This window comes from Streptomyces sp. NPDC127106 (genome assembly GCF_042677605.1).
In the GTDB taxonomy this organism is placed as follows: Bacteria; Actinomycetota; Actinomycetes; order Streptomycetales; family Streptomycetaceae; genus Streptomyces.
In genome coordinates, this window is sequence record NZ_JBHXTC010000046.1 from 14,064 (window position 1) to 38,879 (window position 24,816).

The following is a 24,816-nucleotide window of genomic DNA, read 5'->3' on the forward strand; positions in this document are numbered from 1 at the left end:
TCAGGCCGGCGTGCTGCCGCTGCGCTCCCGCTCGTCGGCGGCTCCGCCGGCCCCGACGAGCCCCCGGGACACGCCGGCCAGCCGCGGCTCGAACCGCTGCATGTCCCGCCGGCCGCCGACCGCGATCAGCCCCGGCAGGTAGCCCCGTACGCCCTGCATCCCGCGCAGCCACCACTGGGCGTACACGTGCGCCGAGCGCCGCTCGATCCCGGCGACGATCCGGTCCACGGCCGGGCCCAGCGGGTAGGTGCGGTTCGCCGGCCACGGCAGCCGCTGCCGCAGCTCCCGCATCACGTCGTCCCGGTCCGCGCCGCGCACCATGTCGGTGTCGGTCCAGGACAGGTAGCCGACGCCCACCTTGACGCCCTTGTGGGCGACCTCGGCCCGCAGGCAGTGGGCGAAGGCCTCGACCCCGGACTTGGAGGCGCAGTACGCCGTCATCATCGGCGCCGGGGTGATCGCGGCGAGCGAGGCGATCTGCAGGAAGTAGCCGCGGCTCTCCGTGAGGACGGGGAGGAAGGCCCGGCCCGTGACGGCGCTGCCGATCAGGTTGACCTCGATCACGCGGCGCCAGGCCTCGGGATCGGAGTCGGCGAACGGGCCGCCCGCGGCCACCCCCGCGTTGGCGACGACGACGTCGACCTTGCCGAAGCGCTGCTTGACCTCCTGCGCCACCCGGGCCATGGCCTCGTGGTCGGTGACGTCGGCGTGCCAGTGGTCGCTGTCGGTGTGCAGGCGCTCGGAGACCTCCTTGAGGGCCTCCGGCTCCAGTCCCACCAGTGCGATCCGCGCGCCGCGCGCGGAGAGCTTGCGGGCGAGCAGCTCGCCGACGCCGCGGGCGGCGCCGGTGACGACGGCGACCTGGCCTTCCAGACTCCTGTGCGGGCTCACGGCGTCTTCTCCTTGGCGGGTGCGTCGGTGGCGGGTGCGTCGGTAGCGGGTGCGTCGGTGGCGAGGTAGGCGGCGGTCAGCTCGCGCACGGCGTTGGCGACGGCCTCGGGGGCCTCGATCGGGGTCATGTGCCCCATCCCGGTCAGCTCGGTCAGCCCGACGCAGTGCGGCAGCGCGGCGGCGATCCGCCGGGCGTGCACGATCGGGGACAGCCGGTCGGCGGTGCCGCCGAGGACGGCGGTGGGGGCGGTGAGGGCGGCCAGGTTCGCGTCCACGTCGAGCTCGGCCAGGACCTGCGACCAGGCGTGGCGGACCGGAGTCGGGCAGGCGTGCACGATCCGGGCGCAGGCCTCGACCCGGTCGGGCGCCGAACCGGGGCCCATGGTGGCGTACTTGAGCACCCGTTTGGCGGGCGGGGCGACCGGGCCGAGCGGCGCGCGGGAGCCCAGGAGCACGCGGGTCAGGCGGGTCCGCAGGGGGCCGGGGCGCAGCGGCACCACGAGCGCCTCGGCGGCCAGTCGGGAGCTGCCGGTGCTGCACAGCAGGACGGCGGCGGCGTGCTCGGTGACCTCGGGCCGCCCGGCGGCGGCCATGATCGTCATGCCGCCCATGGAGTGCCCGGCCAGGACGGCCCGCTCGCCGGGGACGAGGGCGGCCCGCAGCACCGCGGCCAGGTCGTCGGCGAGGGCGGTGGTGGAGTAACCGGAGCCGACGGGGCTGCGGCCGTGGCCGCGTTGGTCGTAGGCGATGACCCGGTGGTCGGCCGAGAGGTCGCGGATCTGGGCCGCCCAGAAGGCGGTGGAGCAGGTCCAGCCGTGGGCGAGCACGACGGGCGGCGCGTCCGGCTCGCCGTGCTCCTCCACGTGCAGCCGCGCCCCGTCGGCGGAGACGGCGACCAGCTCGCGGCGGGCGGCGGGCGGCGCGTACCGCCCGCTGGTGACGTGCGTCAGGCGGCTCACGCGGCGCCCTCCTCGGCGGAGGCGGACAGGGAGGCGGTCGTGGTGGTGGAGGCGGCCGTGGAGGTGGAGGCGGCCGTCTCGGCGGCAGCGCCGGCCGGGGCCGGGATCCGTTCGGGCCCGGGCTCCCGGAGGCGGACGACCTCGTACTCGCTCATGTCCACGGTCCGCGTCAGCCTGCGGAACTCCCCCGTGGTGCCCGGCCAGACGGTGGTGTTGCGGCCCTGCGCGTCCAGGTACCAGCTGGTGCAGCCGCCGGTGTTCCACACCGTCCGCTCCATCCGGGCCTGGACCTGCCGGTTCCACCGGTTCACGGCCGAGGGGCGGGCGGCGAGGGCGACGCGTCCGCCGAGGACGTTCAGCTGGCGCAGGTAGTCAGCCATGTAGTTCAGCTGCGACTCGATCATCAGGATCATCGAGCTGTTCCCGAGCCCGGTGTTCGGTCCGATGATCGTCATCCAGTTCGGGAAGCCGGCGGCGGTCGCCCCGCGCAGCGCCTGCATCCCGTCCTTCCAGTGGTCCGCGAGGGTGCGGCCCTCGGCACCCACCACGCGGTCCGCGATCGGCATGTCCGTGACGTGGAAGCCGGTGCCGAAGACGATCGCGTCGACCTCGGCCTCGGTGCCGTCGGCGGCGACGAGGACGCTGCCCCGGATCTCCTTGAGCCCGGAGGCGACCAGGTCCACGTGGGGGCGGGCGAGCGCCGGGTAGTAGTCGCTGGAGAGCAGGATCCGCTTGCAGCCGATCCGGTACGAGGGCGTCAGCTTGGCCCGCAGCGCCGGGTCCTTGATCGAGCGGGCCATGTTGGCCTTGGCCAGGGACTCGATCAGCCCGAGCTGGTTCGGCCGCTTGGTGAAGGCGCTGACCTGGAGTTCCCGGATCCCCCACAGCAGCCCGCGGCGGGCGGCCCGGGTGAACGGCAGCTGCCGGTGCAGCCAGCGCTCGGCGATGCTGATGGCCCGGTCGGTGCGGGGCATCACCCACGGCGGGGTGCGCTGGAAGAGGGTGAGCCGCTCCACGTCGGGCGCGATGGCCGGGACGATCTGGATGGCGGAGGCGCCGGTGCCGACCACGGCGACCCGCTTGCCGCGCAGGTCGTAGCCGTGGTCCCAGCGTGCGGAGTGGAAGACGGTCCCGGGGAACTCGGCGAGCCCCGGTATCTCGGGCAGCTTCGGGTCGGACAGCGGCCCGGTCGCGGAGACGACGACGTCGGCGGTGAGCGCGCCGGCGGTGGTTTCGAGCTCCCAGCGCAGCTCGGCCGCGTCCCAGCGGGCCGTGAGCAGCTCGGAGTTCAGCCGGACGTGCGGACGCAGCCCGAAGGTGTCGGCGACGTGCTCCAGGTAGGCCCGGATGTGGGGCTGCCCGGAGAAGGTCCGGGGCCAGTCGGGATTGGGCGCGAAGGAGAACGAGTACAGATGGGACGGCACGTCGCAGGCGCACCCCGGATAGCTGTTGTCCCGCCAGGTCCCGCCGACGGAGTCGGCCCGTTCCAGGACGACGAAGTCCGTGATCCCCTCGCGACGCAGCCGGACCGCCGCGCCGAGCCCGCCGAAGCCGGACCCGATCACCGCCACCCGAACGTGCTCGCGCCGTTGCCCGCGGTTTCCGTGTCCGTGCCCGCCCTCGTGCCTGTCCGTGCCGCCCATGCCGCCTCCCCAGCCACCACACCACACCATCGCGCACGCTGCCAGCAATCACTGGCACAATCGGGAGGGTAGAGCAGCTCCGTACCGCTGGGTAGGGGTCGCACCCGGAAAGTTACTGCCGGTACGCCATAGGCTTCGACCGTGGCAGACACGGAAGCGGGGACGACAGTGCGCGAATACCGTACGGAGGAGCTGGCCGAGGCCGCCGGCATCTCCGTCCGCACCCTGCGCTTCTACCGCGAGCGCAGGCTCCTGCCCCCGCCGCGCCGCGAGGGCCGGATCGCCTGGTACGACGACCACCACCTGGCCAGGCTGCGCACCATCACCGCCCTCCTCGAACGCGGCCACACCCTCGGCGGCATCGCCGAGCTCACCGCCGCCTTCGAGAACGGCCGCGACGTCGGCCAGCTCGGCGAGCTGCTCGGCATCGGCTGGTCCGAGGAGACCCCGGTCCGCCTGACCCCGGAGGCGCTGGCCGACTACTTCGAGGGCGAGGTCACCCCCGAGAACCTGGCGGCCTCCCTCGAACTCGGCTACGTGGCCACCGACGGGGACGAGATCGTCCACGTGAGCCGCCGCCTGCTGGACGTCTCCTCGGCACTGGTGCGCGAGGGCGTCCCGCTCGCCGCGGTCCTGGAGACCGGGCGCCGGGTCCGCGAGCACGCGGACGCCCTGGCGGCCCTGTTCGCCGGACTGATCACAGAACACCTGAACAACGGGGACGAGGAGGACGCGGAGGCGGTCACCCGCCTGCGGCCGCTGGCCAAGAGCGTGGTCGAGGCCGAGCTCTCGATGGCCATGGACCGGCTCCTGGCCACGGCATCCGCCGGCGCACGGTCCGAGGCGCCGGGGAGTCCTCAGGAAGCTCAGACGCCCGCCCCGTAGACGACGGTCACCGGCGCGTGGTCGGACCACCGCTCCGGGTGCGTCTCGGCCCGCTCCACGAACGCCTTCACGGCCCGCGCGGCCAGCCCCGGCGTCGCGACCTGGAGGTCGATCCGCCAGCCGGAGTCGTTGTCGAAGGCCCGCCCCCGGTAGGACCACCAGGAGTAGGGACCCTCCTCGTCGGGGTGCAGCTCGCGTACGACGTCCACGTAGCCGGCGTCGGAGTAGACCTTGCCGAGCCACTCCCGCTCCTCCGGCAGGAAGCCGGCGCTCTTGCGGTTGGTCCGCCAGTTCTTCAGGTCCGCTTCGCGGTGGCAGATGTTCCAGTCGCCGCACACGACGACCTCCCGCCCGTCGGCCGCGGCCTTCTCCTTCAGGGCCGTCAGGTAAGGCAGGAACTCCGCCATGAACCGGTACTTCTCGTCCTGCTTCTCGGTCCCGGCCTCCCCGGACGGCAGGTAGAGGCTGGCGACGACCACGCCGGGCAGGTCGACTTCCAGGTAGCGCCCGGAGCCGTCGAACTCGTCGCTGCCGAAGCCGACCTGCACCCGCTCGGGCTCCCGCCGCGCATACACCGCGACCCCGGCCCGCCCCTTGGCGGCGGCCGGCGCGAAGACGGTGTGCCAGCCCTCCGGCTGCCGCACCTCGTCCGGGATCTGCGCCTCCTCCGCACGCACTTCCTGCAGGCACACGACGTCGGCCTCCGAGCCGGCCAGCCAGGGCGAGAAGCCCTTCTTGGCGGCGGCGCGGATGCCGTTCACATTCACGGAGGTCACGGTGAGCATCCCAGCACCATAGCCCGGCCCTTCCGTACGATGTCCGGATGTCTCACGGGATAGACCTGCGCGCCGTGCCGTACGACCACCCGGACGCGATCAGGCTCAACGACCAGGTTCAGCTCGAATACCAGGTGCGGTACGACGGCGAGGGCGACGCCACCTTCCTCGACCCGGCGATGTTCCTGCCGCCGCGGGGCCTGTACCTCGTGGCGTACGACACATCGGGAACGCCGGTGGCCACCGGCGGCTGGCGCACCCAGGACGAGAACGACGAGGGCTACTCGGACGGCGACGCCGAACTGAAGCGCATGTACGTCGTCCCGCAGGCCCGCGGCCTGGGCCTGGCCCGCCGGATCCTGGCGGAGCTGGAGGCCGACGCCCGCGCGGCCGGCCGCACCCGCATGGTCCTGGAGACCGGTGACAAGCAGCCGGAGGCCATAGCCCTCTACCTCTCCTCGGGCTATGCCGCGACGGAGAAGTTCGGCTACTACCGCGCGTACGAGTCCAGCCGCTGCATGGCCAAGCCCCTGTCCTGACGACCCGCCGAGGGCCCGGGGTCCCGCCCGTCCGGCGACCGGCCGGGCGGGATCACCCCTCCCCGCCCACTGTGCGGCGCCCGCGGAGTCCGCGGCCTGCGGGACACACCGCCCGAACGGGCCCCACAAACGCCGAGATCCCGCCCCGCCTTTCGGCGGAACGGGATCTCGTGACGATTCCTGAGAGCTACTCAGAAACTGTCGTCTGTGGGGTGTTCACGAGCCGGTCCTATCACGCACCATGCGGCGACTCAGAGATCGTTTCCCAGGAGGAGAGTGATCGTTTCCCGCCGATGGCGGCAAGCCGCTGCGGAGGTACCGAAGCCAGCAGCTAGCAGCACCTTCGGCTACGGCTCGACCATCAAAGTCTGCTGATCGAGATCCAGATGCACGGTTCCGCCGCCTTGGGCACGAAGCTGCCGCCAGGCGTCGTACCCCGTCATGATCGCCTGCTCCCAGTCCGCCGAGCGCAGAACGCTGACCTCGAGGTGAGAAGTCATGGAGGTGATGGTCTTGATGAACTCGTGATCGATGTGGCGGACGTTCTCGAAGTAGCCGTGACGGGTCGCGTAGGAGAAGACAAGAGCGGAGATGCCCTCCTCGATGGCGATGGCCCGACCACCGTCCTCGGCCTCGTCAGTCTTGGGGTCACTCTTGCGCTTGCAGCCCAGCAAGAAGCGGGAGACGGGCGACCAGCCAAGAACGGCAGCGTGAGCAAGATGGAAGATGTCGTGGAAGCGGTAGTCGTCGTCGATGTGGGATGCATCGGTCAGCGGATCGCCGCAGGGGGTGCCATCGCGGCTCAAGACGGCGACAGTCCGCCCGTCACGGTCTCGCTGCTGGAGGGCGAAGGTGAGGGTGGCCTGCCGCGGAAGTCTCTCGCCCTGAGGAAAGTGCGCGTCAAAGACGATGCGATCGGCAGCTGGGGTGGGCCGCCACCGGTCACTGATCTTGACGAGGTTGGCGGCGGCAACGTCTTCGAGGTTGAGGTCAAAGCGGTGGGCGAGAGCGGCGACGTACCACAGGACGTCACCAAGCTCTTCCCGCATGTGCTGCTTCCCTGAGGCGAGGCCAGGCCCGTCACGAAGGCGCTTCTTGTAGGCGGTGGCGAGAGAGCCGACCTCGCCGACGAGGCCGAGGAGGGGCACCACGACAGGGTCGGTCCCCGGGGCCGGATCCTGAAGCGTCTTGATGGCGGCTTGCTGGTAGCGGTTGAGATCCACAACTTCCTCCTGTCGGAAATTCCATCACGCAGGTCGGGAATCCCGACTTGTGTCGTATACTAGAGCAGCGCTGCCGGAAAATCAGACGGACAGGAGAGTCTGCTGAACACCACCGAGCCCTCCCTGGAGGACATCGTCACCGTGGTCGTGGAGTTCCTGGCCGAACTACAGGACCGGGATCCCGACGAGCTGCGGATGGAGCTGGAGGAGGCCAGCGAGGAGTTGCCGGTCGACTCCATCCTCATCGTCGAGATCCTGACGCGCATCGAGGAGCGCTATGGCATCAGCGTCCCCGCAGATGAGGAGGCCGCCCGCTCTACCCGGTCGGTGCGCACCTTCGCCACCACCATCTTGAAAGTGATCAACGAGAGGAAAAAGCCATGAGCCCCGAACCTGCCGCGCATCGCGGCCGCGACCCTGAGCTCGAACTCCTCGGGGAGCGCCTGCGCAACACCCGCGACTACCTGGGCATGTCGCAGCAACACGTCTCCGACATGACCGGCATCCCCCGCTCGGCAGTCAGCGACATCGAACGAGGCGCTCGCCGGGTGGACAGCCTTGAGCTGAAGAAGCTCGCGCGCCTGTACATGCGGCCGGTGTCCTACTTCCTCGCAAAAGAGGAGGAGGCCGACCTGGGGGAGCATGCGCTGGCCGGGCTGCCGCGCGCCCTCGTCGGCTTGAGCGACGGCGACTGGGAGGAAGTGTTGAGCTTCGCCGAATTCTTGAAGTTCCGACGGGCAAGCGAGAAGGAGAGGGAGCCCGGGGAGTGAACTGGGACGTGGCCCACAAGGTCGCCGCGATGGAGGCTGTAAAGGCACACCGCGACCTAGCTATCGACCGCAACGGATACGTCGACGTGTACGGCGCACTACTGCGCGCCGGCATGGCCGGGATGGCGCGGCCCATGCCGCGATTGTTCGGGATGTACGCCGCCCCACGGGACAACGGGCCCGCAGTACTACTGAACGCCAGCTTGGACATTGTGGCCCAACGACACACCGCCGCTCATGAGTTGGGACACCATCGAGCCGGCCACGGAACATCGTTGGACGAGGAGCTGGACCGCGCTCGCACGTGGGGGGACGGGTCCTGGCCGGACGAGGAGAAGGTGGCAGAGGCGTTCGCGGCCTGGTTCCTGATGCCCCCGCCTGCTGTCCAGAGCGCGCTGACCCAGGTTGGGGTGAATCGTCCTATGGTCCCCGAGCACGCCTATCGGATCGCTCGCATTCTGGGCACTTCCTACGCCGGGACGGTGACCCACCTGCACCGGCTGCGGCTGCTGTCTCGGCTACAGAAGACCGAGTGGCTGCGGGCCAAACCCGCCTCCATCAAGGCGAACCTCGCGGGCGACACCGTGCCCGGGAAAGCCCACGTCCACCTGATCGACACCGGCACGCACGGCACCACTGTGCGGGTCGATGCAGGCGACCTGGTGGTCCTGAGCAACACCGGGGCAAGGTTTGAGTCCCTGCCGCCCGCGCTGCAGCGCCACGAGGATGCCTATGGTCAGATCTCCTTGGGTGACGCCTCGGCCTCTGGGATTGCGGAGGTCACTGACATGTTCACCGGTGCAGCCTCGGCCACCGTGCACTTCCCCGGGGCCACCGGGCTGTTGGAGTTCACCCTGGAGCGCCAGTCCCCACGCGTCGGTATCCAGAGCCTGTGGCCCGCCTGAACCGCACCTCCTGTATCGCTTGCTCTTCCTCGCACTGCTCTCCCACTGGCACACCTCCAACGTCAGGAGCACGGTGATGTCCCTCTTTATCGTTGACAAGGCGAACACGTCGTTGGCCTGGCAGGAGGCCTGCCTGAAGCTCGACGTACCCGGCAACCCGAAGCGAGACGCCCTGCACACCGTGGTTCGCATCGCCAACGCCGCGGCAGAGGATCCGCAGGTGCGCGCCGAGTTCGACCAGATGCGCAAGGAGCGGGGATACGCGCCGATCGAGACGGTGGCCAACACCCTCTTCCCCGCCGAGCTCGCGGCCGTCTCCGGCACCCCGGAAGAGCTGGTGCGCCGGTACCGGAACATGTATCCGAGGCTGCGCCGCATCGACCGCGGGAACAAGGCGGGCACCTACTTCGGGCGCATCGTGGCCTATCCGGGCGAGAATGGCCCGGTTGACCAGCTGACTGCGCTCATCGACCGGATACGCCGCCAGGCGGCTGGCAGGGGGCCGATGACTGCGGCGTACGAGATGGACATCACCCATCCCGACGACGAGCCCGCTTCCGATCTCACCGGAGGCGACCGCGCTGCCGACGCGGACACAGGCACATGGTCTGCGCCGGTACACGCGGCCGGAAAGGACAATGGGTTGCGCGGCTTCCCGTGCCTGAGCCACTGCTCGTTCCAGCTGGACCGCGACCGAGTCCTGCACGCCGTCGCCCTCTACCGCAGCCACTACATGGTGACCCGCGCCTACGGCAACTACCTGGGCTTGGGCCGGCTGCTGGCTTACCTGGCGAAGCATGCCGAGGTGTCCCCCGGCGCACTGACGGTGATCGCCGGCCATGCCCAGATCGAAGGCGACATCTCAGCCCTGCGTCCGATTCTCCGAGGCCAGACGCGGCTGGTGGCCTGACCGGCGCAAAAACCGTCAGCTCGTCTGGGCACTATGAGTTGATGCCCCACTTGGGTGGGAACCAGGCAGTCAGGAGGGCGCTGTCGGGACGATACAACTGCTTGATGCGACTGCGGCCGCTGATGCCCGCGATGTCCGGGTGGACCACACGCGCGTACTTGTCGACTTCACAGAACAGGTTCTGACAGTCAATCAGCTGCAAGGGACGCCCGCGCAGTCCCGTAAAGATGAGCCCGAGGCGGGCAAAGTGCTCCTCCTGGGTGTCCGCCATGTAGCGGATCACCTCGGCCTCGATGCCGCTCGCGGCGGCGCCGAAGCACTTGCGGATGCCGTCGCGGGCACCCGGGCCGGGAACGACGAAGTCCATCTCGGAGAACGACAGCCCTGCCGCATAGTTGAGGTCGATCAGGTACTGGTAAGCCAGGAACGGGCCGAGCGCCGGAAAGCCCAACAGCACCTGGTAAGCCTCTTGCATTGAGGCAGCCTGTTCCACGCGCTCAGGCGCCCCTTGGTCCATCAGCATCTCAAGCAGGCGTAGGTGGTTACGGTGCTTGCGCTGCTCCCCCAGCTTCGGGGGCGGGGTGATGTACGCAGCGGAGTACAGCCGTTCCCCGGATGCGAATGCCCGCGACAGTACTTGGTCCACGGTGCGATAGTCGTAGCCCTGCCAAGTGACCTCGCCTAGGTGCTCCTCAAGCAGTCGCCAGGTCTGGATCCTGTTGAAGACCTTGAACAGCAACGTACGGAAGAACACTTCCTGCCATGCCTGGTCACCGCGGTAAGACACGTGGCCGATCAAATACTGGCTGACCCGATCAGCCGCCCGAAAGCAGTTGGTAAACCGATGCTGGGCGAGGACGGGGTCCGGTACCGCCGGCGCCTGGGCCTCCCCCAAGCGCGCCAGGTACACCTGCTGCCGCGCGGCCGCGAACCGCCAGTAGGTGTCGAACACCGGCGTGGGCTTCAGTACACGGCCAGCAATCCGCACGGGCTTAGAAGGTTCGGAGTCTTCCGGCCGGCGAACCCGCGGTCGGGCTTGCAGCGTGGTCACCATGAGGTCAATATATATCGGGTATAGGTCTGAGGCCAGAGGGGGCGCAGTATGGAGTTGCTGTGGCGAGCGGAGCGCCGCAACACTCTCATCGCATGGCCCGACGCCGTCAATGAGCGTCTCGACCAGCTGGTCGCCGCAGGGATCGCCGCTGGTGAGAACATCAATCGATCCCATTTGCTCGCGGCCCTCGTGGTTCACGCCGACCTGTCCCCCGAGTTTGTTGCTGGCATCATGCGGGACTACCGCGCACTAAACAGCAATGCCCTGGACGAGGCCAATCGCTCCGCAGCCGAGCAGTGGCCAGCAGTTCGGCGACCTGGACCTCGTCGTGACTCCCGCCGTAGCAAAGCCGGTGGCACACGGCTAGATAGCGATCCCTCCACTACCAACGACGCGCATTAACTGTGGGCACGGCGACAACCAAAAAGGGGCGCTGAGCAAAGAGGGCCCATCGCTGGTTCAGACACGGCATCGCATGCCGTTGGTGACTTCCCGGTAGTCAGCGATTACAGGCTTCGCCATCGACTCTCGGTAGACGACGACCACTCGCCCATAGGGCCAGCTGATGTCGGTGCGTAGCTTGTCGTTGCCGTAGGAGCAGCCGCTGAACATGATGCTGCGCCGCAGGTCGGTGTAGTCACCGCCGTTCTCCCAGGCGGTTACCGACGGGCCAGCAGTGAGGAACATGGTCTGCGCCTCGAGGTTGAACGTCACCTGTACGCCGTCGGACAGTCCCCATTCGTCGCGGAGGAATGGACCTACCTCCTTGTTGATGCCGGCGGCGATGTTCCGCTCGGAGGCTGTCATGGCATCGCGGGCAGCCGACCACTCCTCGACGGTGGGCTGGGCGTTGTCACTGCGGGTGTAGGCCGGTTGCGGCTCCGACGGTGCCTCTGTGGCAGCTGGTGCGCTGGCCGTGGTGGCGGAAGGGGTGGTGCTCGTCGGGCGGATAGAGGCAGCAACCGGAAGGTGCGAGGACGCCGTGGGTGCGGTGCTGGCTGACGCTGTGGAGGGCAATTCCTGCTCTGCACGAAACGTGGCTGCATAAATGGCCGCGGCCCCGATGCTCAGGACGGTGAGTGCTGCGGCCGCGATGAAGCTGTATCTGCGGGCCCGGCCGTCACTCCGAGCGATGGGCCACGCGTCTACCTGCCCAGGTGGGGCGTTCCAATTGCTGGCTACCAGGGTGTCCACGACGGTGTGCGCTGAAACCTGCTGCGGCAAGACATGGGTGTCCTGACGCTCGAGGAACCGTGTGCATTCCTCGCTCAGAATGCGCATGGTGGGCCGGTCGTCTGGCTCCTTTGCCAATGCACTTGCCGCGATACGGCACAAGTCTTCGGGCAAACCAGAGAGATCAGGCTCTTGAGACATCACGCGGTAGGCAACTGTGTCCGGTGCCCCTGTGCCGAACGGATGGCGCCCTGTTCCGGCGTAGGCAACGAGTGCACCCCAGGCGAAGACGTCGGACTGTGGCCCCGCAGCACCAGTGCGGTACTGCTCCGGGCTGATCCAGCCGGGCGTCCCAGTCAGTACTCCGGTGCGGGTGACCGCGGTGCCGTCCAGGGCATGCGCAATGCCGAAGTCGAGCAGGCGCGGACCCTCGGGTGAGAGGATCACATTGCCTGGCTTGATGTCCCGGTGAATCACACCGGCGTCGTGGACCGAAGCCAAGGCAGCCGCGGTGCCAGCTGCCAAAGCGTGCAGCATCACCCCCTGGAGGGGGCCCGACATGGCGATGTGTTGCTGGAGCGTAGGCCCCGGTATGTAGGGCGTGGCGAGCCATGGGCGCTCGTCATCGCAGCCCGCCGCCACCACGGGCACGAGACATGGCCCGTTCACCCTGCTTGTCAGGGCCACCTCGCGCCGAAAGCGGGCACGGAACTCCTCATCACCAGCTTGAGCAGGATGGACGACCTTCACTGCAAGACGATTGCCGCAGCTGTCCAGAGCGGCGTGCACCGTCCCCATACCTCCGCTACCCAAGCGGCCTACTACTCGGTACGGGCCGACACGAGCCGGGTCACCGGGAGACGCGGGAAGGATTCGGGCGGTCACGTGGGTTACCTCTCAGGCCAAGCGTTGCTGGCGGTGGATCCTATTCGGTGCCATTGAGCAGTGAGACGCTCGCCCCGAAACCAGTTCTGTCAGTGACGCCGTGGATGATCGGCCGCATGACACATGGTTCCCGAGATGCCCTGCGCTCTCTCGCCCTGCAGCATCTGTCGCCTGAGGTTGCCGAGAAGTGGCTCGGTCTGCTTCGCCCTGGTGTGCGTCTTGAGATAGCGGCTGGCTCTGACGACGTGGTCGGCCATCTTGGCGGCCTGCCCGCCTTGCCGGCCACCGCAGAGTGGCCAGCATGGGATGGTCACGGTCCACTCTCCTTCATCGCCTCGATCGACTGCGCGCGCCTACCGGCGGCTGAGCTGGACATCGATCTGCCCACCGTCGGGACGCTGCTGTTCTTCTACTTCGATGGGCAGTTGGACGACGGCTATTCTCTCGTTCTTGCTGAGGACCGGGGAAGCTGGGCAGGCGCCCGCGTGCTCCATGTGGCAGCTGACGAGGAGGTGGCGGATCGTGGGACACCTGCAGGGCTCAAGCCCTATCCGGTAGTGCCGCTGGCGGCTCGGGTGGAGATGACGGCGACCGAGCCCTGGAATCCGTCCGTCCGGGCCGCCTTCGCCCCGGGCGCCCCGCTGGGGAATCGGTATGGCCACCCCGTCTGCTCGCAGGAGTTCCTCGACGCGCTGTGGGAGTTCGATGATGAGGTGGGGCATCAGATCGGCGGCCACGCTCACTCGGTGCAGAACCCGGTCGAGATCGAGATCGCGGAGGCGGTTTTGGACGGCGAGGTGTCCTGGGACGACCCGCGGCTGTCCGAGGAGGCGGGCAACTGGGTGCTACTGGCCCAGTTCGACAGTGAGGACGCCGCGGACATGATGTGGGGCGATGCCGGAGCCCTGTACTGGCTGATCCGCCCGGAAGATCTGGCCGAGCGGCGATTCGAGCGGGCGATGTTCACCTGGCAGTGCAGCTGATGAGCGCGGCAGCTCCTGCTTGGGGAGTCCAGTACACGCTGAGCCTGCCGAGTAAGGGCGCTGCCCGCGCCGCCGCGGCCGAGCTGTCCGGGATGGGGCACCGTCTGACGGCAGTGCGTGTCCACGATCACTTCCGGTTCGTTCCGTCGAGCTTCTGGTACGGCCGGCCGTCGATGGACCCGGAGCTGGAGGGGTGGTGGCAGGTCTTCTCGCTGGCCGTCTACAGCGGGTACGACCGCATGGCTCTCGAGCCGTTCTTTCGGAGTGAACGGATTCGCGTGGCCCATGTGGCCCGTGCCCACGGCGGTTTTCAGCAGGGGTACAGCGAGGGGCATGCTGCGACTCTCGAAGGAGTCTTCACACGGGACGGCCTGGTCCATGAGCAGGCTGGCGCCAACGTTGCCCTTCCGAGTCCTCTGCCCAAGGATCCCGTGCGACCTCCGGCCGGTCCGCCGTGGACGTGCAGTGAGGTCGGTGAGCCCGCAGTGGTGGTCGAGGCCGTCGTGGCGGTCGCAGAGCGCATGTACGGCAGCGCGGAGGACGTTCCGGATGCCGTGGGGTGGCTGCTCGATGAGGAGTTCGCGTTCGGCGAGCCCTACGGGTCGACGGGTGAATTCCTCGGTGATCTCGCCGATGCTGTGGCTCACCAAGGCACCTGCACCGACGCCACGGTCGAGGCTGTCCCGTTCCTCATGGAGCTGGTCTCCGACGGCAATGTCACGCCCGGCAGCCGGTTGGTTCTACTCGGCGACCTGTTGCGGCTTGCTGCTTCGGGGCCGGCAGCCGCCGTCTCACTGGCTGATCGCATCACTGCACCGGGGGTGTCTGGGAGGAGTCTGCAGCTGAATACCTGACACGGCGGGGCATCGGCAGCGAGCTGCCGAGACTGCTGTCCCGCTGGGAGGACGAGAGCGATGCCGTCCGATTCACCCTCGCCGCCCTCACGGCGCTCTGCGGTACTCGCGACCAGCGCGCACTCTCAGGGTTGGCCGCTTTCCCGGCACCAGCAGGCAGCTCCCGCGCCGATGTCGTGTCGCTCGTGGCAGCCCTGCTCAGTGACGACCGAGAAGGCTTGGTACGTGCGCTGGACCGCCTGGCCTCCTGGCAGCCCCACGTTGCAGAGAAGGCAGCCAGCCCGAACGTGGATCTTCAGAGTCTGGGACTGGCCATCCTTCCGGATCTCGTCTTCGAAGGCATGGCGTCAGGAATCACGTCAGAGCGTGATCTGCCGTAACTGTTGACGGCGTTAAGCATTACGACTGGCTTCGCAGACACGCAGGTCAGGGGCGCCAGACATCAGGCTCGCGCTCCGGTGTGCCTCAACTGCCAGACTTCGTTGGTCATTTGGCTGCCTGGCACGACTGGCATTCCCTACGATGACTGCCGTTGTCCTGTCGTACGGGAGGGCCGAGGAGGGGCGGATGGACTTCACAGGGGCGGGCGGGCCGGATGCGGCTCCCGGGTTGCGGACCGCTGTTGGGATCTACTCCGGCAAGACCGATCGGACGCTGGCGCGGATCTCGGAGCTCGAAGCAGAACTCGCCGACCTCCGAGTCGAGGCGGCAAAGTACGCGAGTACTCGCGATCAGCTGAGCGAAGCTCTCGCCGAGCTCCTCGCAGGCCACTCGGCGCCATCCGAGGACGATCAAAGCCCCCAGCAGGAAGCTGACGCGGAGAACAAGGACGACGATGCGTCCGCCGGTGACGAGCCGGAACCGAGCGAGCCGTCCGGGGAGATGCGTGCCGGGCAGAGCCGGCCTTCACGGTCGCCGTCCGGGCAGTTGATGCAGGCGGTCGAGCGGATCCTTGTGGGCGCCGGACGGCCGATGAAGGTCAAGGACATCACAGAGGCCCTTGGGCGCCCAGCGAAGGGCGGCGAAGGGCGGGCGCCCATCGAGACGACCCGCGCGACGTGCAAGCGGCTGGTGAAGAACGGCCGTGCCGTGGAGCGCCCGATCGGTACCTTCGCCGCCCGCCGGGTCACGGAATCACAGGGAGGGGACGCCTGACGCCGCCGCCCCGAACATGAGATGTCCCCTCCTCCCATTGCGGGGAGAAGGGGACGGGCTCCGTTGAGCTTGGACCCTCTTCGGAACCAGTGACGTGGACCCTCGTAGTGGCTCACGCATCCCCGAGGCTAGAGCAATCCGCCTCGCCTCGGGGGCGCGTGGCCTATTTCGTCGTTCCTGGGGGCGGGTTTCCCTGGGGACGGAAAGGCCGATTTTGATGCGTACTGCACATTCCGTCCCGCGGGTACAGCGGGACGGCGAGGAAATCTTCCAGACGGGCAACGGTGACGACATCCGGCCAGCATCGGCCGGCGAGCAGGTCGGCAATGGCCTGCCGGTTGACCCCGGATCCGGTAGAGACCTGCCGCAGGCTTCGCTTCTCGCGCTTCAGGGCAAGTGCGAGCGCGCTGGCGATGGCCTGGACGACTCTGGCGGCGATGTCGTCGACGGCCGAGTCGGGCCAGGATTCGGGATCGCGGGCAAGGTCTCTCGGCGCGGTCTTGCGGGCCAAACCTCCGACCATGTCGATGCACTCCTTTCCGTGAAGATCGCCTTCGACGTCTTCACTGGCTGCTTGTCCAGCCGGTTCTGTTGGTCTGTGACGCTGAGTTCGGAGGTCTCCAGCAAGATCCGCGACTACCGGCCCCGGCTGCCGCATCGGCAGTGGGTGCCGGTCGCCGAGCTGGTGAGAGCCACCGTGGCGGCGACAGCTCCAGCTACCTGTTACGCGGCGGAGCATCTGCTGCACGTGATCGGCCGGATCGCGGTCTGGGCGGACCGACGCGGGTTGCCGCGCGACCCGGGAACCTGGCTGCGGACCGAGACGATCGACGCCTTCATCCTGTCGGGCTGCGTTGCGACGAAGGACTCGACGGTGCTGACCTACCGGACCTGGCTCCGGCGGGCGCGGGAGGCTCTGGTGTGGGTCCAGCGCGGGGAGGCCCCTCCGGCTCGACTTTCCTCGCCCCGCAAACCTCAGCCGCCTTATGGTGCCGGGGAGTTGGCTCGCCTGCGGGATTGGGCGAATCATCTGCCGGACCAGGCTCGACTCGACGGCCTCGCCCTCATGGCGCTTGGTGCCGGGTGTGGCCTGATGCCGGGCGAGGTCCCTCCCATGCGAGGCAGCCATGTTCGCGTGACCTCCGGTGGGATCGCGGTGCTGGAGGAGAAGCTCCTCGGCCGACTCGTGGCGTGCCACTCCGATTGGGAAGGCACGCTGGCCGAGTTGGCAGAAACCTCCGGAACCGGGTTCCTCTTCAGGCCGGGACGGAAGGTCGCGGCAGCCAAGAACCTCGTCTCGTCCTGGCCTGCCAGCCATCGGCCCCATGCGGGTCTGCCACCGCTCTCTGCTCGGCGATTGCGGTCGACGTGGATCGTCGGTCGGCTTTCCGAGGGCATCAGTCCGGAGGCCGTCGCTTCCGCCGCAGGCATGGCCTCCCCTGCCGGTCTGGCCGGCTACCACCACTGGGTGCCCCCACTGCCTAGAGCAGAGGTGATCCGATTGCTGCGTGGCCGCCGCTCGTGAGGGCGCGGCCTGAAGCCGACCAGCTGGCCGCCCGCCATGCGCGGCCACGACTGCGGCCTGGACGGCTCACCGAGATCCCCGACTCCAAGGTCGGCCAGCTGCTGACCGTCCTGGACCGCTCCGGCCTCCCCCAGCAGCTGGAGGACATGCTGCGAGGCCGTCCCGGGCCACCAGGCGTACGGCCCAGGACCGTACTGGCCGGCCTGATGCTCGCCGTGTACTACACGGGCCGAGCCACGGTCTCCGACGCCTGGCGGATCCTGCACTTCCGTCTCCAGCCCACAGCTCGCGCCTGGCTCGGCATCCCCGAGATGCCTCCGTCCACGGCACGCGCGTGCATAGCTGCCAGTCGTCGCCTCTACCGGGGGCTGGACCGGATCACCACCGCGCTCGACCCGGCACGCTGCGACCGGCGTCGGCGCCTGGTCCAAGCGGAGGCTGACATCCACTCCGCCATCTGGGGCGAGGCTGTCGGCCGCGCGGCCGCGAACCGGCTCCAACGCCTGGCGAACGATCTCGTACTGGTCCCGGTCCGGCTGGCACAGCAACGCGGATACATGCGGCACTGGGCCGGTGACGTGGGAGTGGACGCCACCTCGATCCCGGTTCTGGCCAAACCTGGTAGCGACTACTCGGGCACGGCCTCCGTCGAAATCACCGCCGGCTGGCACTTCAGCGGCGGCTCCGACAAGGGCATCTTCGGCTACAGCGCCAGCTTGCTCGTCGCCGCCCACTCCCGCACAGACGAAGGGGCTGCGAAGGGCCGCCGCGCGACCTCCTACCCGCAGCTCTGCCTCGGTCTCAGCCTGGACACCCCGACCGTCCGTACGGGCGAGAACGCGGTCACCGCATTGAAGCACCTCGCCGAGCTTCGACTGCCGACAGGTACCTGTGCCGCAGATCGCGCCTACACCGGCTGCTCGCCGGACAACTTTCAGATCCCCGTACGCCGACTCGGCTACCGCCTCGCCCTGGACTACAAGGCGGCCGACCGTGGCATCCAGGGCAGCTGGCAAGGAGCCGTACTGATCGATGGCTCCCTCGCCTGCCCGCACATCCCCAACGCCTTGGCCCAAGCCACTCACGGAATGGACGACAAGACCTTCCGCCGACGGCTCGATGAACTGAAGCCGGTGGTCGCCGAGCGACTGCCCTACTTCCTCAAGCTCAAGCAGAACGCCGACGCCCGAGGAACCACCCGCCTCCAGTGCCCGGCAGCCGGCCCCTCCCCTTCGGTGAACTGTCCACGTCGAGAACGCCTCCGTCCAACGCGGCCTCCCGCCTCGAGCCCACCTCAGACCGTGATCCGGCTGGCGGATCACCGCTCCCGCGACAGCCATGCCTCGGCTCGCCCGACCATCCAGCTTCCTGACAGAGAGTGGGCGGACCCTCCCGGCAAGGAGGCGCTGCCCGCCGTCTGCGGGGCATCCGCTATCAGCGTCCCCGCCGACGCGGCCGGAGACCTGAAGATCGCAAAGTTTCGCCAGGACAGCCACTACCTCAGCCCCGCCTGGGACCGGATCTACAAGCCGATCCGCTCCCACAACGAGGGCCTCAACGGTCGCTTCAAGGGCGCCTACATGGACATAGGCAACCCCATGCACCGCCGAGCACCCGGCCAGGTGACCCAGACGATCCTGATCGCGATCATGGTGACCATCGGAAACCTGGACATCCTGGAAACCTGGCTCTACGAGCGCACTGGCAGCCGGCTCTCCGACGCTGACTTCGAGTCCATTCCGGCTGCCGCTGATCGCGACCAGGCGTACATTCCCGCGCCACTCGACACGGGGCGGCATCCGCCGGCCAACCTCTGATCGGGCAGCGTCACAGCCGCACAGCGCCATCCCCAGCCCCGGGCGACCGGGGCTGGTCCGCATGCCTCGGCAACGGGCGGACGCCTGCCGAGTAACCTGCCAGACCCGATGCGCCGCCATCCACCACCCCGAACAGGCATCGAACGACCCCAGAAACGACGAAGATCCCGCCCGATCTTGCGATCGGACGGGATCTCGTTAACGTTCCTGAGAGCTACTCAAGAACAGTCGTCTGTGGACCTGTGGGGATTTGAACCCCAGACCCCCTCGATGCGAACGAGGTGCGCTACCAGACTGCGCCACAGGCCCTTGCGACGTGTGAAACATTAGCATCCCCGTGCTGCTGCACCAAAATCCGTTGCCCGGGGCGGCCTCGCGGCGGTCATTCGTTGGCTGCGCGGGGGCGGTCGTCGCTTTCGTACTGGTCGAACAGCGGCGTGCGCCCGCGGTCGCGGCCGCGCGGGCGGGCGGCCTGCTGGGCCCCGGCGGCGTCCGGCTTGGCCGGGGCCGCGGGCTGGGCGCGCAGGCGGGGGTCGGTCGGCTCGGCCGTGCTGGAGCGGGAGGCGCTCCAGCCGTCGGGAGCGGCCGGACCGGTGGCGCGGGGGGCGACGGGGGCCGTCACGTAGGTGGGCAGCGGGACCGGGACGGGCTCCCAGCTGTCGCCGCGCCCGGGGCCGCGTTCGCGCTGCTGGTCCACCCACTCGGCGTGGTCGGTCTGCTCGACCAGGGCGCGCCGTCCCGCCTCCTGCGGGGAGACCGGGGGTGCGGGCTCCGGTTCGGCTCCCGGGGTTTCCTCGGTCTCGCGGCGGCCCGGGCGGCTCTCGCGCAGCTGGCGGGCGGCCGCCTCGGCGCGCCGGCGGTCCATGGTGAACTCGTAGCGCCGCCGCTCCTGGGCGCGCAGGTACGCGATGTACGCGCTCAGCATGACGGCCGGCAGGCCGGGGGCCCACAGGTAGGCGACGCCGCCGACCGCGGCGACGACGGCGCCCAGCGTGAAGACGAGGAAGAGGAGCGCGGTGGTGCGCCGGCGGCGGGCGAGCGCCTGGAGGCGCTGCTGGCGCCGCTGCCGCTCCGCCACGGCCTGCCGCTCCACGACGGCCGACCTCGGCTCCGTCCTGGTTGCGGGCACGCCGACGGGCCGGACGTCGGCGTCCACGGAATTCACCGTTTCCGTCGCGGCGCCCGGATCCGCGAGGTACTGGGGATCCGCCTCCTGGTCGGCGCGCTCACGCAGCCCCTTGGCGTAACGGCGCTCCATTCCCGCCCGGCCCGAAAGCAGCCGGATGGCAGTGGAGAAGCGTTCCGTCGGACGGGCCTCGTTCAGCTCGTCCTGCCTCCGGAGCCACATGGGCACCAAGTAGGCGGCCCAGGCCCCCACGATGACTGCGTAGATGAGGCCGCTGCTGCTCACACCTCACACCGTAGAGGGATACGGCCGGGGGGATCCGCCAATTGGGCCGGTGTGTCGCACGAACCGGCTGATATCAACGACTTTTTTTGTGATTCTTCGGATCAGGATATGGGCGAATCGGATCCCGGCAGCAGGAATTCGAACGCATTTTCGGATTTACGGGGTGGGTGCCGCCCCGTTTATGGCGCGCCCGTGTCCGGCCCCGGCCCCCGGTCCCGGGTGCGGTGCCAGCGGGACACCAGCCCCGCCGGGACCTCCTCCGCCGTCAGCGCGTACACCAGGTGGTCGCGCCAGGCCCCGTCGATGTGCAGGTAGCGCGGCCGCAGCCCCTCCTCGCGGAAGCCCAGCTTTTCCACCACGCGCCGGCTCGGGCCGTTCTCCGGCCGGATGCACACCTCGATCCGGTGCAGCCCGACCCGCGCGAAGCAGTGGTCCACCGCCAGCGCGACGGCGGTCGGCATCACGCCCCGCCCCGCCACGTCGCGGTCCACCCAGTAGCCGATGTGGCCCGCGCACATGGAGCCCCAGGTGATCCCGGCGACCGTCAGCTGGCCGACCAGCCGCCCCTGGTACTCGATGACGAACGGCAGCATCCGCCCCGCGTTCGCCTCCGCCCGCAGATGGCGGACCATCTGCCGGTAGGTCGGGCGCTGGACCACCGGCCCCCAGGGCGCGGGCGGCGGAATCGTGGCCTCCCACGGCCTGAGCCATTCCCGGTTGCGCCGGTTCACCTCGCGCCAGGCGCTCTGGTCGCGCATTTTTATCGGCCGGAGGGTGACGTCGCCGTCGGTGAGCGCCACCGGCCAGGTGGGTCCGTTCAGCTCGGGCTCCCCGACGGTGCCGGGTGGTCGCCGCCCCGGATCTGGTCCACCGCGTGCGGCAGGATCCGCGCCAGGACCGCGAGGCCGTCGCGGACGCCGCCGGTGGAGCCGGGCAGGTTGACGATCAGGGTGCGGCCGGCCACGCCCGCCCGCCCCCGGGACAGGGCCGCCGTCGGCACCTTCGCCAGGCCCTCGGCCCGAATGGCCTCCGGGATGCCCGGGATCTCGTAGTCCAGCACCCGCGCGGTGGCGTCCGGGGTGCGGTCGGTCGGCGAGATGCCGGTGCCGCCGGTGGTGAGGATCACGTCGTACCCGGCGGCCACGCCCTCGCGCAGCGCCTGCTCGACGGGGTCGCCGTCCGGGACCACGCGCGGGCCGTCCACCGTGAAGCCGAGCGCCAGCAGCCCCTCGGCCAGCAGGGGGCCGCCCTTGTCGGCGTACACGCCGGCCGAGGCACGGTTGGAGGCGGTCACCACGAGACCGCGCGCCTGCCGGACCGCCCCGGCCGCGGCGGCCGCGGCGGCACCCGCACCGGCTGCTGCCGTATCGCCGCGTTCGCCCTGGTCGCCGCGTTCGCCGTGGGCATGGGCGTGGCTGAAGGCGTCGCCGCCGCGCGGGGCGTTCACGCGCGCGTCCAGTCGCCGGACTTGCCGCCGGTCTTCTCCTCCACCCGGACGTCCGTGATGACGGCGCCCTTGTCGACGGCCTTGACCATGTCGATGACGGTGAGCCCGGCGACCGCGACGGCGGTCAGCGCCTCCATCTCCACACCCGTGCGGTCGGTCGTCTTGACGGTGGCGAGGATCTCGACGGCGTCGTCGGCGACCGAGAGGTCCACCTTCACCCCGGAAACGGCCAGCGGATGGCAGAGCGGGATCAGGTCGGGGGTCTTCTTCGCGCCCATGATCCCGGCGATCCGCGCGGTGGCGAGGGCGTCGCCCTTGGGTACGCCCTCGCCACGCAGCAGTTCAATCACCCGGGGGGAGACGAGCACGCGCCCGCTGGCGCGCGCCGTCCGCGTCGTGACGTCCTTCTCCGAGACGTCCACCATCCGGGCCGCTCCGGCCTCGTCGATGTGCGTCAGCCTGCTCTGCGTGTTCATGGGTCCGTGCCGCTCCCGCTCCCGGGCCCCGAGGGGGCCTGTGTGGTGCAACACGCTACCCGCACCTGCCGGAACGGGGGCGCGCCGGGGAACGGCCCGGGCGCCCCGCGGCCGGCCGCGGCCCCGGCCGAGCGGGATCAGCCGAGCGGGATCACGTCCAGCTCGCTGCCGGGCTCCACGGAGGTGACGTCCTCCGGTACGACCAGCAGGGCGTCGGCGTGGGCCAGTGCGGCGATCAGGTGCGAGCCGGATCCGCCGACCGGGCTGATCGTGCCGCTGTCCGCGTCGTACGCGCCGCGCAGGAACTGGCGGCGGCCGGCCGGGGAGCCGAGCGCCCCGTCGGCCTTCAGGACCGCCCGCACGCTGGGCCGGCTGACGTCCGGCAGGCCCATGAGGGCGCGGATCGCGGGCCGGACGAACAGTTCGAAGGAGACGTACGAGGACACCGGGTTGCCGGGCAGGGCGAGGAGCGGGGTGTGGTCGGGGCCGATGGTGCCGAAGCCCTGGGGCTTGCCGGGCTGCATGGCGAGCTTGCGGAAGTCCATCCGGCCGGTGTCCGGCTCGTCGGGGCCGGTGCCGATCGAGGACAGGGCCTCCTTGACCACGTCGTACGCGCCGACGCTGACGCCGCCCGTGGTGACCAGCAGGTCGGCGCGGACCAGCTGGTCCTCGATGGCGGCCTTGAGGGTCTCGGCGTCGTCGGCGACGGCCCCGACCCGGTAGGCGATGGCGCCGGCGTCGCGGGCGGCGGCGGCCAGCGCGAAGCTGTTCGAGTCGTAGATGGCGCCCGCGGTCAGGGCCTCGCCCGGCTGGACGAGCTCGCTGCCGGTGGACAGCACCACCACGCGCGGGCGCGGCCGGACCCGTACGGCGGCGCGCCCGATGGCGGCCAGCAGCGCGATCTGGGACGGGCCGAGCACCGTGCCCGCGGCGAGCGCGAGGTCGCCGGCCTGGACGTCGCTGCCGCGGGCGCGGACGTGGGCCCGCGCCCCGGCCGGCCGGTGCACCCGCACCTCGCCGCCCGCGCCCTCGGGGGCCGCGCTGGCCGGGGCCATGCCGGCGGCCGCGCCGCCGCCCGTGCCGCCGTCGGTCCACTCGACCGGTACGACGGCTTCCGCGCCGGGGGGCAGGGGCGCCCCCGTCATGATCCGGGCGGCCTGGCCGGGGCCGACGGTGGGCAGCTCGCCGCTGCCCGCCGCCACGTCCCCGATGACGGTGAGCACCGCGGGGAACTCCTCGCTGGCGCCCTGGACGTCTGCCGTGCGGACCGCGTACCCGTCCATCGAGCTGTTGTCGAAGGGCGGGAGTGCGACGGGCACGGTGACGTCCTCGACCAGGACACAGCCCTGGGCATCGAGCAGCTGGAGTTCGATCGGCTCCAGAGGCCGGACGGCGGCGAGCACGTCCGCGAGGTGCTCGTCCACCGACCACAGGCGCGGGCGCTCGGAGGAGCCGCCGGTGTCCTGCGGCGCCTCCGTCGGCTCCGCTGCCGCCTTTGCCGCCTTTGCCGCCTGCGATGCCTCAGGGCTGCTGCTCAAGGTGCTACATCTCCTCCGTGACGTAACGGCGAAGCCAGGTGCGGAACTCCGGGCCCAGGTCCTCACGCTCGCACGCGAGGCGGACGATGGCCCGCAGGTAGTCGCCGCGGTCTCCGGTGTCGTAGCGACGGCCCCGGAAGACCACGCCGTGCACCGGGCCGCCCACGGTCTCGTCGGCGGCAAGCTTCTGCAGGCCGTCGGTGAGCTGGATCTCCCCGCCGCGGCCCGGCTCGGTCTCCCGCAGTATGTCGAAGATCGCGGGGTTGAGGACATAGCGTCCGATGACCGCATAGTTGCTCGGCGCGTCCTCGGGGTCCGGCTTCTCGACGAGGCCGGTGATGCGGACGACGTCCTCGTCGTCCGTGGGCTCGACGGCGGCGCAGCCGTACAGGTGGACGTTGGCCGGGTCCACCTCCATCAGGGCGATGACGGTGCCGCCGGTGCGCGCGTGCACGTCCGCCATCTGGCGCAGCAGCGGGTCGCGCGGGTCGATGAGGTCGTCGCCGAGGAGGACGGCGAAGGGCTCGTTGCCGACGTGCGGCTCGGCGCACAGGACGGCGTGGCCGAGGCCGCGCGGGTCGCCCTGGCGGACGTAGTGCATGGTGGCCAGGTCGCTGGACTCCTGGACCTTCTTGAGGCGGTCGTCGTCGCCCTTGGCGGAGAGCGCCGACTCCAGCTCGTAGTTGCGGTCGAAGTGGTCTTCCAGGGCCCGCTTGTTACGCCCTGTGATCATGAGGACGTCGTCCAGGCCGGCGGACACGGCCTCCTCTACGACGTACTGGATGGCCGGCTTGTCCACGACCGGGAGCATTTCCTTGGGCGTCGCCTTCGTCGCCGGAAGGAAGCGGGTGCCGAGGCCCGCGGCAGGGATGACTGCCTTTTTGATCACGGGGTGCAACTGAGTCATGGGCAGAACCATAGTGGGTGATGCCATGGCCTCCGTTTGGAAACCGGTAAGTAGATCAACGTTTGATCCTTTTTGAGAGGAAAAGCGAGT

26 protein-coding genes and 1 tRNA gene are annotated in these 24,816 nt (G+C 69.7%); 12 read left to right on the forward strand and 15 right to left on the reverse strand.

The features are described 5' to 3' along the window. From ACFVGY_RS28650 to ACFVGY_RS28660, 3 genes are read right to left on the reverse strand one after another with little or no spacing between them, the layout of a single operon-like run. Positions 1-891 (reverse strand): SDR family oxidoreductase, encoded by an 891-nt coding sequence (locus tag ACFVGY_RS28650; RefSeq protein ID WP_385682319.1) that lies wholly within the window; start codon positions 889-891, stop codon positions 1-3. Then, a complete protein-coding gene (locus tag ACFVGY_RS28655; protein ID WP_385682322.1) occupies positions 888-1,850 on the reverse strand; it encodes an alpha/beta fold hydrolase in 963 nt (320 codons plus the stop codon). Before ACFVGY_RS28655 ends, ACFVGY_RS28650 begins: the two co-directional genes overlap by 4 nt. Continuing rightward, positions 1,847-3,493: a flavin-containing monooxygenase gene (locus ACFVGY_RS28660; RefSeq protein WP_385682325.1), complete on the reverse strand. Its 1,647-nt coding sequence runs from the start codon at positions 3,491-3,493 to the stop codon at positions 1,847-1,849. The genes ACFVGY_RS28655 and ACFVGY_RS28660 overlap by 4 nt, the downstream gene beginning before the upstream one ends. A 141-nt stretch (positions 3,494-3,634) precedes the next feature. On the opposite strand from ACFVGY_RS28660, the gene ACFVGY_RS28665 reads away from it, so the two are divergent. Beyond that, the gene (locus tag ACFVGY_RS28665) at positions 3,635-4,378 is read left to right on the forward strand and encodes a MerR family transcriptional regulator (RefSeq protein ID WP_385682328.1); all 744 of its coding nucleotides are present in this window, start codon (positions 3,635-3,637) and stop codon (positions 4,376-4,378) included. On the opposite strand, the gene ACFVGY_RS28670 is transcribed toward ACFVGY_RS28665, so the two are convergent. Continuing rightward, positions 4,360-5,163: an exodeoxyribonuclease III gene (locus ACFVGY_RS28670; protein ID WP_385682331.1), complete on the reverse strand. Its 804-nt coding sequence runs from the start codon at positions 5,161-5,163 to the stop codon at positions 4,360-4,362. The genes ACFVGY_RS28665 and ACFVGY_RS28670 overlap by 19 nt on opposite strands. Before the next feature lie 38 nt (positions 5,164-5,201). Here ACFVGY_RS28670 and ACFVGY_RS28675 point away from each other — a divergent pair, with 38 nt between their 5' ends. After that, complete coding sequence (locus ACFVGY_RS28675) at positions 5,202-5,693, forward strand: GNAT family N-acetyltransferase (RefSeq protein ID WP_385682335.1); 492 nt, start codon at positions 5,202-5,204, stop codon at positions 5,691-5,693. A 347-nt stretch (positions 5,694-6,040) separates the two neighbouring features. On the opposite strand, the gene ACFVGY_RS28680 is transcribed toward ACFVGY_RS28675, so the two are convergent. After that, positions 6,041-6,916: a nucleoside triphosphate pyrophosphohydrolase family protein gene (locus ACFVGY_RS28680; RefSeq protein WP_385682338.1), complete on the reverse strand. Its 876-nt coding sequence runs from the start codon at positions 6,914-6,916 to the stop codon at positions 6,041-6,043. 141 nt (positions 6,917-7,057) lie between these two features. Between ACFVGY_RS28680 and ACFVGY_RS28685 the strand changes: the two genes are divergently transcribed. The 4 genes from ACFVGY_RS28685 (at position 7,058) to ACFVGY_RS28700 (ending at position 9,501) form a co-directional block, all read left to right on the forward strand. Further along, positions 7,058-7,300: an acyl carrier protein gene (locus ACFVGY_RS28685; protein ID WP_385682341.1), complete on the forward strand. Its 243-nt coding sequence runs from the start codon at positions 7,058-7,060 to the stop codon at positions 7,298-7,300. Then, a complete protein-coding gene (locus tag ACFVGY_RS28690; RefSeq protein WP_385682344.1) occupies positions 7,297-7,686 on the forward strand; it encodes a helix-turn-helix domain-containing protein in 390 nt (129 codons plus the stop codon). Before ACFVGY_RS28685 ends, ACFVGY_RS28690 begins: the two co-directional genes overlap by 4 nt. Then, the gene (locus tag ACFVGY_RS28695) at positions 7,683-8,591 is read left to right on the forward strand and encodes an ImmA/IrrE family metallo-endopeptidase (protein ID WP_385682347.1); all 909 of its coding nucleotides are present in this window, start codon (positions 7,683-7,685) and stop codon (positions 8,589-8,591) included. Before ACFVGY_RS28690 ends, ACFVGY_RS28695 begins: the two co-directional genes overlap by 4 nt. Positions 8,592-8,667: 76 nt before the next feature. Next, positions 8,668-9,501, forward strand: coding sequence for a hypothetical protein (locus tag ACFVGY_RS28700; protein ID WP_385682350.1), 834 nt, complete (start codon positions 8,668-8,670; stop codon positions 9,499-9,501). A gap of 31 nt (positions 9,502-9,532) precedes the next feature. Here the strand turns inward: ACFVGY_RS28700 and ACFVGY_RS28705 are convergent, their stop codons facing one another. Next, positions 9,533-10,555 (reverse strand): nucleotide kinase domain-containing protein, encoded by a 1,023-nt coding sequence (locus ACFVGY_RS28705; protein ID WP_385682353.1) that lies wholly within the window; start codon positions 10,553-10,555, stop codon positions 9,533-9,535. Between the two features lie 48 nt (positions 10,556-10,603). Between ACFVGY_RS28705 and ACFVGY_RS28710 the strand changes: the two genes are divergently transcribed. Next, positions 10,604-10,957: a hypothetical protein gene (locus ACFVGY_RS28710; protein WP_385682356.1), complete on the forward strand. Its 354-nt coding sequence runs from the start codon at positions 10,604-10,606 to the stop codon at positions 10,955-10,957. A gap of 57 nt (positions 10,958-11,014) precedes the next feature. On the opposite strand, the gene ACFVGY_RS28715 is transcribed toward ACFVGY_RS28710, so the two are convergent. Then, entirely contained in the window at positions 11,015-12,526 is a 1,512-nt protein-coding gene (locus ACFVGY_RS28715) for a serine/threonine protein kinase (RefSeq protein WP_385682359.1), read from the reverse strand. Positions 12,527-12,729: 203 nt separating this feature from the next. Between ACFVGY_RS28715 and ACFVGY_RS28720 the strand changes: the two genes are divergently transcribed. The 3 genes from ACFVGY_RS28720 to ACFVGY_RS28730 all read left to right on the forward strand — a co-directional run bounded on the left by ACFVGY_RS28720 (position 12,730) and on the right by ACFVGY_RS28730 (position 15,605). Next, entirely contained in the window at positions 12,730-13,596 is an 867-nt protein-coding gene (locus ACFVGY_RS28720) for a YwqG family protein (protein WP_385682361.1), read from the forward strand. After that, positions 13,587-14,450, forward strand: coding sequence for a hypothetical protein (locus tag ACFVGY_RS28725; protein ID WP_385682364.1), 864 nt, complete (start codon positions 13,587-13,589; stop codon positions 14,448-14,450). The genes ACFVGY_RS28720 and ACFVGY_RS28725 overlap by 10 nt, the downstream gene beginning before the upstream one ends. 567 nt (positions 14,451-15,017) lie before the next feature. Then, a complete protein-coding gene (locus ACFVGY_RS28730) occupies positions 15,018-15,605 on the forward strand; it encodes a hypothetical protein (protein ID WP_385682367.1) in 588 nt (195 codons plus the stop codon). 163 nt (positions 15,606-15,768) lie between these two features. Here ACFVGY_RS28730 and ACFVGY_RS28735 read toward each other — a convergent pair whose 3' ends face one another. Next, positions 15,769-16,116, reverse strand: coding sequence for an XRE family transcriptional regulator (locus ACFVGY_RS28735; protein WP_385682369.1), 348 nt, complete (start codon positions 16,114-16,116; stop codon positions 15,769-15,771). Between the two features lie 30 nt (positions 16,117-16,146). On the opposite strand from ACFVGY_RS28735, the gene ACFVGY_RS28740 reads away from it, so the two are divergent. Beyond that, positions 16,147-17,130: a hypothetical protein gene (locus ACFVGY_RS28740; RefSeq protein ID WP_385682372.1), complete on the forward strand. Its 984-nt coding sequence runs from the start codon at positions 16,147-16,149 to the stop codon at positions 17,128-17,130. Then, the gene (locus ACFVGY_RS28745; RefSeq protein WP_385682375.1) at positions 17,127-18,947 is read left to right on the forward strand and encodes a hypothetical protein; all 1,821 of its coding nucleotides are present in this window, start codon (positions 17,127-17,129) and stop codon (positions 18,945-18,947) included. The genes ACFVGY_RS28740 and ACFVGY_RS28745 overlap by 4 nt, the downstream gene beginning before the upstream one ends. Before the next feature lie 235 nt (positions 18,948-19,182). Here ACFVGY_RS28745 and ACFVGY_RS28750 read toward each other — a convergent pair. From ACFVGY_RS28750 to galU, 7 genes are all read right to left on the reverse strand, one after another. Further along, positions 19,183-19,256: transfer RNA gene (locus tag ACFVGY_RS28750), tRNA-Ala, on the reverse strand. A 73-nt stretch (positions 19,257-19,329) separates the two neighbouring features. Further along, on the reverse strand, positions 19,330-20,358 hold the full coding sequence (locus tag ACFVGY_RS28755; RefSeq protein WP_385682378.1) for a hypothetical protein: 1,029 nt from the start codon (positions 20,356-20,358) through the stop codon (positions 19,330-19,332). A 179-nt stretch (positions 20,359-20,537) separates the two neighbouring features. After that, positions 20,538-21,158: a GNAT family N-acetyltransferase gene (locus ACFVGY_RS28760; protein ID WP_385682381.1), complete on the reverse strand. Its 621-nt coding sequence runs from the start codon at positions 21,156-21,158 to the stop codon at positions 20,538-20,540. 17 nt (positions 21,159-21,175) lie between these two features. After that, a complete protein-coding gene (locus ACFVGY_RS28765; protein WP_385682458.1) occupies positions 21,176-21,655 on the reverse strand; it encodes a molybdenum cofactor biosynthesis protein B in 480 nt (159 codons plus the stop codon). 146 nt (positions 21,656-21,801) lie between these two features. Continuing rightward, positions 21,802-22,281, reverse strand: coding sequence for a cyclic pyranopterin monophosphate synthase MoaC (moaC, locus tag ACFVGY_RS28770; protein ID WP_385682384.1), 480 nt, complete (start codon positions 22,279-22,281; stop codon positions 21,802-21,804). Positions 22,282-22,418: 137 nt separating this feature from the next. After that, positions 22,419-23,714: a gephyrin-like molybdotransferase Glp gene (glp, locus tag ACFVGY_RS28775; protein WP_385682461.1), complete on the reverse strand. Its 1,296-nt coding sequence runs from the start codon at positions 23,712-23,714 to the stop codon at positions 22,419-22,421. Positions 23,715-23,823: 109 nt separating this feature from the next. Further along, positions 23,824-24,726: a UTP--glucose-1-phosphate uridylyltransferase GalU gene (gene galU / locus ACFVGY_RS28780; RefSeq protein ID WP_385682387.1), complete on the reverse strand. Its 903-nt coding sequence runs from the start codon at positions 24,724-24,726 to the stop codon at positions 23,824-23,826. Positions 24,727-24,816: the final 90 nt, after the last annotated feature.